We start from the raw sequence: 12494 nt of genomic DNA on the forward strand, positions 1-12494 counted from the left end.
TCCAGCAGAGGATCAATGACCGTCAGGCTAGGACTGATTGACATTCTTTAAAAATGAATAATAGTGAGTAACTTGTTCTTGTTTGGAGAATGGCGTGGAATTCAGTCAATTGCGAATTTTCCAGGCGGTGGCGGAGGAAGAGTCCATCACCCGTGCTGCTGAACGCCTGCACCGGGTGCCGTCCAACCTGTCGACCCGGCTTAAACAGCTGGAAGAGCAACTGGGGGTCGAACTGTTCCTGCGCGAGCGTCAGCGTTTGCAGCTCTCGCCTGCGGGAAAAGTCCTGCTGGACTACACCACCAAGTTGTTTGCCTTGCACGATGAAGCTCACGCCGCCGTTCAGGGGGGGCAACCGGCCGGCGACTTCGTGCTCGGCACCATGTACAGCACCGCTGCGATTCACCTTCCGGCGCTATTGGCGCGTTATCACCGAACCTACCCGGCGGTGAACCTTCAGGTGCAGTCCGGGCCCAGTGGCGAATTGCTGGAGGGCTTGCTGACCGGCCGGCTCGATGCGGCGCTGGTGGACGGGCCGCCGGAGCTGGCGGGATTGGACGGTGTGCTGTTGTGCGAAGAGAAACTGGTACTGGTCAGCGAGGCCGACCACCCACCGGTGCTCAGCGCGCGGGATGTGGAAGGGCGTTCGGTGTTCACCTTTCGTCAGGGCTGCTCTTACCGGATGCGCCTGGAGTCGTGGTTTTCCCATGATCACGCAGCGATGGGGCGGGCCATGGAGATCGAGTCCTATCCCGGGATGCTTGCGTGCGTGATTGCCGGTTCCGGGGTGGCGCTGATGTCGGAGTCGATGCTCGCCAGTCTGCCGGGCCGTGAAAGCGTGGCGGTACACCCGCTGGCCGAGCCTTTTGCCACGGCGACCACGTGGCTGATGTGGCGCAAGGGCATGGTCGGGGCCAACCTGAATGCGTGGATCGAGCAGCAACAGGCGGTCTATCCGTCGGCGCAGAGTCAGGCGCGTGCGATTGCCTGAGTTGACATTGGTCAATTGTGATCGATTCAGTAACAGATCATTGCCAATTTGATTGAGCATTGCACAGCACTTCAGACTATTATCAGTGCGAAGGGGCTACAGAATTCCGGCCTCTCGGCACTACCCTGAAGGGGGCATCATGAAAGAGAAAATTCAGAACTGGCTGCATGACCTGGGTGTCGCACTCGGTTTGATCGAACCGCCTCTGCAACCTGTGCCAATTCGCACGGACGACGAACAACGCCGGCGTCAGCCGCGTCGCCGGTAATCCTGTAGGAGCGAGCCCGCTCGCGATGGACGTTAACGATAACGCTGGTTGTCCGGAAGTACGCGTCGCCTGGGAGTTTTCGCGAGCAACCTTGCTCCTGCAGGGGCGCGTACGGATTGTTTCAAACGGCGATCATGATCGTTAATGTCTGCCAATTTCCAGCAAAAACCGACTCAAGTCTCTGGCCGTCCTGGCCGTCTTGAGCAGTCGGTCCTCTTCGGCGGTAAACGCCGTCAAGCCGAACTCGTCTTCCAGGTGGAAGATCAACTCTTCGATATCCGTTTTATCCAATCCCAACTCCGCCAGGCTGGCGTTGTCGTCGAAGTCATCCTGACTCTCCAGCAGACGGCTGATGAAGTGATGCACTGCGGCACGAACGGCAGCCTTTTTCATGATGGTTCTTCGAGGGCGTTATCGTTGTTGTCCCTGCGTTGAATGTCCTGAAAGTGAGTACAGCAGGCTTCAGCCGTGTGAGCGTTGCCACTCGTCAATCATGTGGCGCAAATGTTCCCCGGAGAAACTGCCGAAATGGCCGCCATGCACTGTGCGGATCGGCAGGGTGCGCAAGCGTTGCAGGCTGCGCGCGTAGTCGTCGAGGTTGGAGTGGTAGGCGTCTTCGATCAACGGTCCGTCATAAATGATGTCGCCGCTGAACAGGGTCTCGGTCGCCGCTTCGTACAGGCAGATGCCGCCCGGCGAGTGTCCTGGCGTGTGCACAACCTGCAATACCCGATTGCCCAGATCCAGTACATCCCCGTCTTCGACAAAACCCGTGGCCGGCGCGGCCTTGACGCTGTATTCGGCGTAGCAAAGCGGGCAGTCCGGATGTGCCTCGAACATATCGTCACCGACGAACGCCCTGCTCAAGTCGTTTTCGCCGTCCGGCGCGGCGAGGATGTCCGCTTCGGCGGGATGCACCAGGCGCTCGGAAAATTCGTGATGCCCGGCGATATGATCGAAATGGCAATGACTGGCCACCGCTACCAACGGCCGCTCGGTGATCCACGGCAATTGCTCGCGCAGGCTGACCAGCCCTGAGCCGCTGTCCAGCAGCAGGTCCTTGTCTCGGCCATGAATGTGCCAGAGGTTGCAGCGGTAGAAGGGCCGGATGAACGGCTCGTGAATCAGGCGGATGCCATCACTGAGCTGTTTGACTTCGAACCACTGATCGCGGCGGACGATTTTCATAAGCGGTTTCCTTCAGACGAAAAAAACGGGTGTGGCAACCGACGCCACACCCGCCGAAGAAAGCATCAAGTCGTTATATTCAGCTTAGGCGGCGCTTGCCAGTGTCACCGGGCGACGGGACATCAGGCTGACCATCACGAAGCTCACCAGGCTGACACCGAGGCTGTAGTAGATCGGTGAGTTGGCATCCATTCCGTCCTTGAACATGAAGATCAGGGCGGTAAAAAAGCCCAATGCCATGGCGGCGATTGCACCGGCCGTGGTGGCGCGTCTCCAGAAAATCGCCCCCATCAGCGGGATCAGCATGCCGCCGACCAGCAGGTTGTAGGCCAGGGTCAGCGCGCTGATCACGTCATTGACCACCAGTGCGATGCCCAGCACGACGATACCGGTCAGCAGGGTGAACAAGCGGTTGGTGGCAATGTTCGACTCTTTACCGCCGCGCAATTTTGGCAGCAAGTCTTCAGTCAAGGTGGTGGACGCCGCCAGCAAGCCGGCGCTGGCGGTGGACATCATGGCCGCCAGGGCAGCTGCGATCACCAGGCCACGGATGCCGTCCGGCAGCGAGATTTTGACGATAGCGGCGAAGGCGTTGTTGACGTTGTCCAGGTCCGGGATCAGCACGTGTGCAGCCATGCCTATCAGTGCGCAAACCAGGCCATAGATGATGCAGTAGATACCCGCCGAGGTGCCGGCGTACTGCGCCACTTTTTCGCTCTTGGCGGTGAACACCCGTTGCCAGATGTCCTGACCGATCAGGATGCCGAAGAAGTAGATCATGAAGTAGGTGATGATGGTGTCCCAGCCAATGCTGGTGAAGTTGAAGCTGGCGGCCGGTAATTGCGCGACCAATTGATCCCAGCCACCCACACGGTACAGGCAGATTGGCAGCAACAGGAACATCAGACCGACGGTCTGGATACCGAACTGGACGATGTCGGTCAGGGTCAATGACCACATGCCGCCGATGGTCGAGTAAATGACGACGATACCGCCACCGACCAGTACAGAGACCCAGAACGGCAGGTCAAACAGCACTTGCAGTACGGTACCGATGGCCAGAATTGAAACCACGCCGATCATCAGGGCGTAGGCCAGCATGATGGTCGCGCTGGCGGTACGGGCCATCGGGTTATAGCGTTTTTCCAGCACTTGGGTGACGGTAAACACTTTCAGTTTCAGCAGTGGTTTGGCGAGGAACAGGTTCAACGCGATGATCCCGCAACCCAGTGCGGCGCAGAGCCAGAAACCGGAGATGCCGTGCACGTAGCCCAGACGCACGGTGCCTACGGTGGACGCGCCACCGAGGACGGTAGCGGCCATGGTGCCCATGTACAGGCCCGGGCCGAGGTTACGACCGGCGACCAGGTAGTCTTCGTGGGTCTTGGCCTTGCGCATGCCGTAGTAGCCGAGTAGCAGCATCGCGGCGGCGTAGATGAGTACGACGAATAAATCCAATGCCATGATGGCGTGTCTCCGATTGTCTTTTTTATAGTGGAACTGAAATCAATCCCTGTGGAACCACCCGTTCCTGTGGGAACGTGTTGACCACAGGTAATGCGTTTGATCAGGCAGCTTGCCGCGTCGCCGGTTTTGCGAGCGGGTCCGTGCTTTTGCTGCGTGGATCATTCGGGCCGAACACCGCAGCCGATTCCGGAAACAGGCTCAGCAATGCCAGGTACACCAGCGAGGCAAGCCCCAGGGTGACCGGCAGGCTGATGTCGATTCCGCCGGCCATTTCGCCCAGCGGCCCGACAAATTGCCCCGGCAGGTTCACGAAGCACAGGCCGACGGCCGCACTCGGGATCCAGGCACCCAGGCCACGCCAGTTCCAGCCGTGGGTGAACCAGTAGCGGCCACCTTTTTCGCCGCGGGTAAACACTTGCAGGTCATCCGGGCAGTAGAAGCCGCGACGCACCAGCAGGCCGATGATCATGATCACCATCCACGGGGTGGTGCAGGTGATGATCAGCACCGCGAAGGTCGACACGCTCTGCACCAGGTTCGCCGCGAAGCGCCCGATGAAGATGAAGGCAATCGACATCACACCGATCAGCAGCGTGGCCTTGACCCGTGACAGCACTCGCGGGAACACGCTGGACATGTCCAGCCCGGTGCCGTAGAGCGACGTGGTGCCGGTGGACATGCCGCCGATCACCGCAATCAGGCACACCGGCAGGAAGAACCAGTTCGGCGAGACCGCCAGCAGGCCGCCGACGTAGTTGTTGGCCGCGATGTAGTCCGGGGCCTTGATCGCTACGATGGTCGCGGTGGCCAGGCCGAACAGGAACGGGATGAATGTCGCGATCTGCGAGATCACCACTGCGGCCATGATCCGGCGCTTGGACGTTTCACGCGGGATGTAGCGCGACCAGTCGCCGAGGAACGCGCCGAAGGAAATCGGGTTGCTCATGGCCACCAGTGCCGCACCGATGAACGCCGCCCAGAAACCTGGCTGGCCCATGTTGACGGTGCCGGCGTAGTTCACATCGAAAGGACCGGCGAAGGCGAAGACACCCAGCAGGAACAGCAGGCTGGCGCTCCACACCGCGATCTTGTTGACCCACAGCAGAAAACGGAAACCATAGATGCAAACGGTCAGCACCAGGATCGCGAACAGACCGTAGGCCAGGCCCAGGGTCAGGTCGGTTTCCGGAAGGCCGATCAGGCGTTTGGCGCCACCGATCAGCGCATCGCCCGAACTCCACACCGAAAGCGAGAAGAAGGCGATGGCGGTCAACAGCGACAGGAACGAACCGACGATCCGCCCGTGCACGCCGAAGTGCGCACCGGAAGACACGGCGTTGTTGGTGCCGTTGATCGGGCCGAACAGGCCCATTGGCGCGAGGATCAGCGAACCCAGCAACACGCCCAGCACAATCGCCCAGACGCCTGCCTGGAAAGACAGGCCGAACAACACCGGGAAGCTGCCGAGTACGGCGGTAGCAAAGGTATTCGAACCACCGAAGATCATCCGGAACAAGTCCGTCGGGCCTGCGGTGCGTTCGTTGTCCGGGATCTGTTCGACCCCGTGGGTTTCAATTTGCGTAAGGCTTTGGTCGTTGTTTTTGTTATTCATGATCTGCTCCGATCATAAAGGCGCGCTCATCGTGTGTGAGCGTCGCCTGTTTCTAAGGGGTTGGCAGCCCTTCCGGCATCGCGGACAAATGTTCGTGGCAGGCCAGCCATAGGCCTTGTTGTTCTTGGCCAGACGCTTGTTTCTTGAAAACAATCGTCTCGCGCTCCTGGCTGAAGTGTTGCTCCCCTTGCATGCGCAGCTCGGTGGCTACGTCATGGATGATAATCGCCACATCACCTTGCAGGCTGACGAAGGCGTTGCTCGAGGTGCACGACAGCACCTCGAAACCATCCTCGGCACGCCAGCTGTCCCACAATGCCTGATAGGCATCGCGCGACAGCAGGGGCTGTTCGAGGGTGTAGAAGACGAAGCTGGCGTCAGAGCTGAAGGCACCGAAGTAGGCTTCGCGATCGTTACGAGCGAAGGCAGACACCAGATCGGCGGCGGCTTTCAATACCTGATCACGTTCGTTCATCACCCATCCTCAGCGATGGACCACGCCAGGCAGTACGCAGAGCATCTCGTACAGCAGGTTGGCGGCCAGCAGCGAGGTGTTGCCGGTGGTGTCGTAAGCGGGCGAGACTTCTACCAGATCGCAACCGACCAGGTCGAGGCCTTGGCAGCCACGCACGATCTCGATTGCCTGAATGGTCGTCAGGCCACCGATTTCCGGGGTGCCGGTCCCAGGCGCCCAGGCCGGGTCGATGCCGTCGATGTCGAAGCTCAGGTACACCGGGCCGCCGCCGACTTTCTCGCGAACTTCGGCCATCAGCGGCGCCAGGGATTTGTGCCAGCACTCTTCGGCCTGAACCACGCGGAAGCCCTGGTTGCGGCTCCAGTTGAAGTCGTCAGCGGTGTAGCCCTGGGCGCGCAGACCGATCTGCACAACTCGGTCCGGATCCAGCAGGCCTTCTTCAACGGCGCGACGGAAGGTGGTGCCATGGGCGATTTTCTCGCCGAACATGTGATCGTTCACATCGGCGTGGGCGTCGATGTGCACCAGGCCGACCTTGCCGTGCTTTTTATGGATGGCGCGCAGGATCGGCAGGGTGATGGTGTGGTCACCGCCCAGGGTCAGCGGGATCACGTCGTGTTCGAGGATGTTGTCGTAGGATTCTTCGATGATCCGTACGGCATCCAGCAGGTTGAAGGTGTTGATCGCGATGTCGCCGATGTCGGCAACCGACAGCGAGTCGAACGGTGCTGCGCCAGTGGCCATGTTGTACGGGCGAATCATGACCGATTCAGCGCGGATTTCGCGAGGCCCGAAACGGGTGCCAGGGCGCAGGGAAGTGCCAATGTCCAATGGCACGCCTACGAAGGCAGCGTCCAGACCGGCAGCGGTATTCAAGTGGGGGAGTCGCATCATGGTGGCGATGCCGCCGAAGCGCGGCATTTCGTTGCCGCCCAGTGGTTGGTGAAGAATCTTGTCCACGGGTAAGGCCTCATCGTCGTTGTTTTATTTATGTCGGATACACCGTTCACAGTAGGCACGGGCACCGCTGGGAGCCGATTCTGCGAAATGTAGTGACGGGGAAGAATCGCTCCGCGCAAATACTTAGTTCAGATTTTTCTAAACTAATGGAGGTGGCAGCGATAGACTTCACGCCAACGCAAACGATGCCAGGAACCAATCTTGTTGGAGCGAGCCTGCTCGCGAAGGCGGTGGGGCTAGTCAACTTCGTTGTTGGCCTAACGCCCTCTTCGCGAACAGGCTCGCTCCCACAAGGTTCTCTATGGATTCGAGCATTGCGCGCCCCCAGTTTTCGGAGTCTTCCATGGCCAACGCTTTACCCGATCTGAAACTATTGCGCATTTTCGTCAGCGTGGTGCGTCATCAGGGTTTCGCCAACGCCCAGCAAGAGCTCAATCTCTCGACGTCGGCCATCAGCACTTACATGAGCCAGCTCGAAGCCGCGCTGGGCCTGGTGCTGTGCCATCGCGGCCGTGGCGGTTTCAGCCTCACCAGCAAGGGCGAGCTGTTTCATCAGGAAACCTTGCGGTTACTGGGCGAGCTGGAGGGCTTCGAACAATACGCCGCCGCGCTCAAGGGCGAATTGCGCGGGACGCTGAACCTGGGGGTGATCGACTCCACCGTCAGCGACAAGGCCTTGCCGTTCGCCGAAGCCATTGGCGCCTACAGTCAGGAACACCCGGCAGTGCATTTGCACTTGTCGGTCATGAGCCCCTACGAATTGCAACTCGGCGTGCAGGACAACCGTCTTGATCTGGCCATCGGTGCGTTCTCCACGCGCATGAGCGGCCTGGTGTACATGCCGCTCTACCGCGAACAGCATTGGTTGTATTGCAGTGCCCGGCATCCGCTGTTCAATGAGCGGCGTATTCCCGAGCAGGTCATCACCCAGCAACGCATGGTCGGTCGCGGTTACTGGAGCCAGGCCGAACTGGCGCGGCACGGCTTCAAGCACAGCGCCGCCACCGTGGAGAGCATGGAGGCGCAGCTGATCCTGGTGCTGTCCGGCGCCTACATCGGTTACTTGCCCGAGCATTACGCCCAGGCCTGGGCGGACAAGGGCGACTTGCGGGTGTTGCTGCCGGCGACCTTCGGTTATCAGGCACCGTTCTCGATGATCGTGCGCCGTGGACGCAGTCGCGAGCCGCTGATCCAGACCTTCCGCGATCTGCTCAAAGCGCAGCTCAACCAGGCCGCTTAAGGAAACGTTGCGATGTCCAGAATTCAATGTCCCCGCTGCCTGCGTCCGCAAAGCCATTGCCTGTGCCCGTTGGTCCCGAGCCTCGACAGCCGCACCCGTGTGTTGTTGCTGCAACACCCGAGTGAAGTGAATCACGCGCTGAACACCGCGCGTCTGGCCGCGTTGGGCTTGAACAATGCCGAACTGATGGTAGGCGAGGTATTCGAGGATTTGCCGGTGCTGTTGAATCAACCGGGGTATCAGGCGCGGTTGCTGTTTCCCGGCGAAGACGCGCAGCCGATTCAAACCAGTGCCGTCACCGATGAACCGATATTGCTGGTGGTCCCGGATGGCACCTGGCGCAAGGCTCGCAAGCTATTGCACCTCAACCCGCTGCTGGCGGCGTTGCCGAGGGTGACCCTGGCCGAGGGGGGCGTGTCCCGCTACCGACTGCGCAAGGCCCCCGGGCCGGGGGCGTTGTCGACGATCGAGGCGATTGTCCAGGCATTGGAAACCCTTGAGGCACCAGCGTCGTTCGAGCCGTTGCTCAGGCCGTTCGAAGCGTTGATCGAGGGGCAGATTGCGGCGATGGGGAAGGAGACTTTTGAGCGTAATCATGGGGCGAAATAATCGTTGTCAGGCGAGTCTCATCGCGAGCAAGCTCGCTCCCACAGGTTTCGCGGCAATCATCGATTTAGCGTTCGCCGCAGAACAGTGTGGGAGCGAGCTTGCTCGCGATGAAGCGCTGAATTTGAAGAGGACTACCTTTCGCGCATCGCCTCGGTCCGCGCTTTGAGCACCGGTTTGAGCAGGTAATCCAGCACACTTTTCTCCCCGGTGATGATATCCACCGTCGCCACCATCCCCGGAATGATCAACAGCGGTTTCGCATCCCCGCCCAGGTGGTTCTTGTCGGTACGCACCTGGATCAGATAGAAGCTGTTGCCCTTGTCATCGGTGATGGTGTCGGCGCTGATCAATTCCAGCTTCGCGCTCAGGCCGCCGTAGATGGTGTAGTCGTAGGCGCTGAACTTGACCATGGCTTTCTGGCCTGGATGCAGGAACGCCACGTCTTGCGGCCGCACTCTGGCCTCGATCAGCAGGTTGTCTTCCAGCGGCACGATTTCCACCATGTCGCTGCCCGGCTGGACCACGCCGCCGATGGTGTTGACCTTCAGCGTTTTGATAATCCCGTGAACCGGCGAGACTACCGTAGTGCGGGTCACGCGGTCGTCGATGGCGATGCTCGACGCGGTGATTTTCGACAGGTCGGTGCGTTTCTCATTCAGCTCCTTGGCGGCTTCCGAACGGAAGGTTTGTTCGGACTCGTCGATCTTGCTCTTGATCTCGTTGATCGCCGATTCGGCGCGGGGAATGGCCAGGGTGGTGGCGTTCAGCGAGCCGCGAATCTCCACCGCGCTGCGTTTGAGGCGCAGGATCTCCACCGGTGACACCGCCCCCGTGCCCACCAGTGGCGTGGACATGTTCATCTCTTGCTGCAGCAGTGCCAGGCTTGAGCTGTATTGCCCCTGTTTCGAGCGAAATTCCGCCAGTTCCTGGGTTTTTTGCCGAAGTTGTTCGCTCAATGTGCGTTGTTCGCTGGCCAGTCGCCGTTGCCGTTGTTCATACAATGAACGTTCGTCTTCGGCCACCTGCGGCGCCTTGGCAATCACTTCGTCCGACAGCTTGAACGGCCGACCTTCGGCCTCCGCCGACAGGCGTTCGACCTGTGCGGTCAGTGCATAGCGATCAGCCTCGCTTTCACCCTTGTTCGACAGATAGCGCGTGTCATCCAGGCGCAGCAAGGTATCGCCCTTGTTCACCATTTGCCCTTCACGCACGAAAATTTCGGTGACGATGCCGCCCTCAAGGTTCTGGATCACCTGAACCTTGCTCGACGGAATCGCCTTGCCTTCGCCCATGGTGACTTCCTGCAGCACCGCGAATTTGGCCCAGACCAGCGCGCTGATCAACAAGCCTGCCGCCAGCCATACGGTGATCCGCGACCAGCGCGGTGAGTCCTGCAGCGAAGCGCCGGCGGTTTCCGGCATGAATTCGCTTTCGGCGCTTTTGGCGAAGCTGCCGAAGTAACCCCGCTCCTTCGAATGGGCAGGCGACTTGTCGGATGATGAACGAGCCATGAGTCGCTCCTAGACGGCCGAAGAGCCGACACGGCCCTTGCGCAGTGCATCGATGACCGCTTCTTTGGGCCCGTCGGCGACAATCCGCCCGTTGTCCAGCACCACCAGCCGATCCACCAGGCTGAGCATCGAGGTTCGGTGGGTGACCAGCAACACGGTTTTGCCCTGGACACAGCCGTGGAGTTTTTGCCGCAAAACGTCTTCGCTGCTGTTGTCCATGGCGCTGGTGGGTTCGTCGAGCAGCAGGATCGGCGGGTCGAGCAACAACGCCCTCGCCAGCAACACGGCCTGACGCTGGCCACCGGACAGCAATTGACCACGCTCGCCCACGGGGCGGTCGAAGCCTTGCGGGTGTTGCCGGGCCAGTTCGGTGACACCGGTGAGTTCGGCGACTTCGAGCATGCGTGAGTCGCTGATGTAGCGCGCGCCGAGGGTGAGGTTATCGCGCAGGCTACCGGCCAGTAGTGGCAGGTCGTGGGCGACGTAACCGATTTGATGACGCAGGTCGGCGACGTCCAGTTGTCGCAAGTCCAGGCCATCGAGCAACAGCTGGCCTTCTTCCGGTTCGTAAAAACCCATCACCAGTCGTGCCAGGGTGCTTTTGCCCGAGCCGCTGCGGCCGATGACGCCGATCCGCTCGCCGGGCTTGACGCTGAAACTGACATTGGCCAGCGCCGCACTGTTCTGGCCGTTGTAGTGGAAGGTCACGCCGACGACATCCAGCGCGCCCTGCAGTTGCGTGCGCTCCAGCGGCCGTTGTTTGGCATCGCGTTCCTGTGGCAGCGACATCAGCGCGTCGGTACTTTTCATGGTCAGTTGCGCTTGCTGGTAGCGGGTGATCAAACCGGCGATCTGGCCCAGTGGCGCCAGCACGCGGCTGCCGAGCATGTAGCTGGCCACCAGTGCGCCGACACTGAGGTTGCCGGCGATGATGCTGTAGACACCGGCAACGATGGTCGCCATGCCGGAAAACTGCTGGATGAACAGCGTGCCGTTGGTGGCCAGCGCCGAGAGGTTACGCGCATGGCTGTCGAGGCGGGTGAGGGCGCCATGGGTGCTTTCCCACTTGTGCTGGCGCTCGCTTTCGGCGCTGCAGGCCTTGAGGGTTTCCAGGCCGCCGAGGGTTTCGATCAGCAGGGCCTGGCGTTCGGCACCGAGGCTGAGGCTCTTCTGCACGGTGTCGCGCAGCCGCCCCTGTATCACCATGGCGAAAATGATCGTGATCGGAAACGCCAGCACCGGAATCACCACCAGCCATCCACCGAGCAGGCCGATCACCACCAGCATGAGCACCACGAAGGGCAGGTCGATGAGGCTGGTGAGGGTGACGGCGGTGAGGAATTCCCGCAGGCCCTGGAAGTCATGAATGCTCTGGGCAAAACCACCGATGGTCGCCGGCCGCGCTTTCATCGACATGCCGGTGATGCGTTCGAACAGGGTCGCCGAGAGGATCACATCGGTTTTCTTCCCGGCGGTGTCCAGCAGATGCGCGCGCACCACCCGTAGCACCAGTTCGAAACCGGTGCCGATCAGCAAGCCGATGGACAGCACCCACAGGGTCGACGTGGCCTGGTTGGGCACCACGCGGTCGTAGGTCTGCATCACGAACAACGGCACCATCAGGCCCAGCAGGTTGATCAGGAAGCTCGCCAGAATGGCATCGCTGTACAGCCATTTCGACAGCTTCAGGGTGTCGCGGAACCAGGCCTGCACACGAGGCACGAGGGGGGAGCGCAAGTCTTCCAGTTCATGCCGTGGTCGGGCGAACAAGGCCTGGCCGGAATAATGCGTTTCAAGTTCCTCTGGGCTGATCCATTGTTCACCGCCGTCGGCTTCGCTGGGCAGGATCAGCACCCGGCCGTCATCGCCAATGCGACGCAAAACCGCAGTACGACCGTTGTCGAGCAACAGCAGGACGGGCAGGTTGAGCGCGGAGATGTCTTTAAGTTCGCGACGCAGCAAGCGCGCCTGCAAACCGGCCCGGGCCGCTGCACGAGGCAGCAGGTCCAGGCTCAGGCGTTGGTGTGCCATTGGCAGCCCGGCACTCAGGCTGGCGCGACTGACCGTCGCGCCATGCAGTTTGCAGAGGATCAACAGACCGTCCAGAAGCGGGTCATCAAAGCTCAGACGCGGATCGACACCGATGTTGCCGGGTTCCATGCTGGTCAAATTGGTC

The 12494-nt window shown here is 60.6% G+C and carries 12 protein-coding genes; 4 read left to right on the forward strand and 8 right to left on the reverse strand.

What is annotated here, in order from left to right; all coding sequences use genetic code 11:
• The first annotated feature begins 94 nt into the window (after positions 1 to 94).
• Together JQF37_RS20000 and JQF37_RS31730 are read left to right on the forward strand one after the other, a co-directional pair.
• A complete protein-coding gene (locus JQF37_RS20000) occupies positions 95 to 988 on the forward strand; it encodes a LysR family transcriptional regulator (RefSeq protein WP_130211296.1) in 894 nt (297 codons plus the stop codon).
• Positions 989 to 1127: 139 nt separating this feature from the next.
• On the forward strand, positions 1128 to 1256 hold the full coding sequence (locus tag JQF37_RS31730; RefSeq protein ID WP_003184145.1) for a PA1414 family protein: 129 nt from the start codon (positions 1128 to 1130) through the stop codon (positions 1254 to 1256).
• A gap of 141 nt (positions 1257 to 1397) precedes the next feature.
• Here JQF37_RS31730 and JQF37_RS20005 read toward each other — a convergent pair whose 3' ends face one another.
• From JQF37_RS20005 to speB, 6 genes are all read right to left on the reverse strand, one after another.
• Entirely contained in the window at positions 1398 to 1649 is a 252-nt protein-coding gene (locus JQF37_RS20005; protein WP_130211295.1) for a phosphopantetheine-binding protein, read from the reverse strand.
• A 69-nt stretch (positions 1650 to 1718) separates the two neighbouring features.
• Positions 1719 to 2444 carry an MBL fold metallo-hydrolase gene (locus JQF37_RS20010; protein ID WP_130211294.1) on the reverse strand — a complete coding sequence of 242 codons (726 nt, stop codon included), beginning with the start codon at positions 2442 to 2444 and terminating at the stop codon, positions 1719 to 1721.
• An 84-nt stretch (positions 2445 to 2528) separates the two neighbouring features.
• Positions 2529 to 3908: a sodium:solute symporter gene (locus tag JQF37_RS20015; protein ID WP_130211293.1), complete on the reverse strand. Its 1380-nt coding sequence runs from the start codon at positions 3906 to 3908 to the stop codon at positions 2529 to 2531.
• Between the two features lie 103 nt (positions 3909 to 4011).
• A complete protein-coding gene (locus JQF37_RS20020) occupies positions 4012 to 5523 on the reverse strand; it encodes a cytosine permease (protein WP_130211292.1) in 1512 nt (503 codons plus the stop codon).
• 52 nt (positions 5524 to 5575) lie between these two features.
• On the reverse strand, positions 5576 to 5998 hold the full coding sequence (locus JQF37_RS20025; RefSeq protein WP_130211291.1) for a nuclear transport factor 2 family protein: 423 nt from the start codon (positions 5996 to 5998) through the stop codon (positions 5576 to 5578).
• 9 nt (positions 5999 to 6007) lie between these two features.
• The gene (speB, locus tag JQF37_RS20030) at positions 6008 to 6958 is read right to left on the reverse strand and encodes an agmatinase (RefSeq protein WP_047532133.1); all 951 of its coding nucleotides are present in this window, start codon (positions 6956 to 6958) and stop codon (positions 6008 to 6010) included.
• A 343-nt stretch (positions 6959 to 7301) separates the two neighbouring features.
• Here speB and JQF37_RS20035 point away from each other — a divergent pair, with 343 nt between their 5' ends.
• Positions 7302 to 8198 carry a LysR family transcriptional regulator gene (locus JQF37_RS20035; RefSeq protein ID WP_047532131.1) on the forward strand — a complete coding sequence of 299 codons (897 nt, stop codon included), beginning with the start codon at positions 7302 to 7304 and terminating at the stop codon, positions 8196 to 8198.
• A 12-nt stretch (positions 8199 to 8210) separates the two neighbouring features.
• Positions 8211 to 8807: a DTW domain-containing protein gene (locus JQF37_RS20040; RefSeq protein ID WP_130211288.1), complete on the forward strand. Its 597-nt coding sequence runs from the start codon at positions 8211 to 8213 to the stop codon at positions 8805 to 8807.
• Positions 8808 to 8938: 131 nt separating this feature from the next.
• On the opposite strand, the gene JQF37_RS20045 is transcribed toward JQF37_RS20040, so the two are convergent.
• Positions 8939 to 10318, reverse strand: a complete 1380-nt coding sequence (locus JQF37_RS20045; protein ID WP_130211287.1) for an HlyD family type I secretion periplasmic adaptor subunit — start codon at positions 10316 to 10318, stop codon at positions 8939 to 8941.
• Positions 10319 to 10327: 9 nt separating this feature from the next.
• Positions 10328 to 12487 (reverse strand): type I secretion system permease/ATPase, encoded by a 2160-nt coding sequence (locus JQF37_RS20050; protein WP_130211286.1) that lies wholly within the window; start codon positions 12485 to 12487, stop codon positions 10328 to 10330.
• Positions 12488 to 12494 lie beyond the last annotated feature (7 nt).

The sequence above is a fragment of the Pseudomonas sp. MIL9 genome, from assembly GCF_016887925.1.
In the GTDB taxonomy this organism is placed as follows: Bacteria; Pseudomonadota; Gammaproteobacteria; order Pseudomonadales; family Pseudomonadaceae; genus Aquipseudomonas; species Aquipseudomonas mohnii.

Coding starts and splice junctions, on each gene's coding strand:
- JQF37_RS31730 (WP_003184145.1), top strand. CDS start 1,128: ATGAAAGAGAAAATTCAGAACTGGCTGCATGACCTGGGTGTCGCACTC.
- JQF37_RS20020 (WP_130211292.1), bottom strand. CDS start 5,523: ATGAATAACAAAAACAACGACCAAAGCCTTACGCAAATTGAAACCCAC.
- JQF37_RS20025 (WP_130211291.1), bottom strand. CDS start 5,998: ATGAACGAACGTGATCAGGTATTGAAAGCCGCCGCCGATCTGGTGTCT.
- JQF37_RS20015 (WP_130211293.1), bottom strand. CDS start 3,908: ATGGCATTGGATTTATTCGTCGTACTCATCTACGCCGCCGCGATGCTG.
- JQF37_RS20005 (WP_130211295.1), bottom strand. CDS start 1,649: ATGAAAAAGGCTGCCGTTCGTGCCGCAGTGCATCACTTCATCAGCCGT.
- JQF37_RS20045 (WP_130211287.1), bottom strand. CDS start 10,318: ATGGCTCGTTCATCATCCGACAAGTCGCCTGCCCATTCGAAGGAGCGG.
- JQF37_RS20040 (WP_130211288.1), top strand. CDS start 8,211: ATGTCCAGAATTCAATGTCCCCGCTGCCTGCGTCCGCAAAGCCATTGC.
- JQF37_RS20010 (WP_130211294.1), bottom strand. CDS start 2,444: ATGAAAATCGTCCGCCGCGATCAGTGGTTCGAAGTCAAACAGCTCAGT.
- JQF37_RS20035 (WP_047532131.1), top strand. CDS start 7,302: ATGGCCAACGCTTTACCCGATCTGAAACTATTGCGCATTTTCGTCAGC.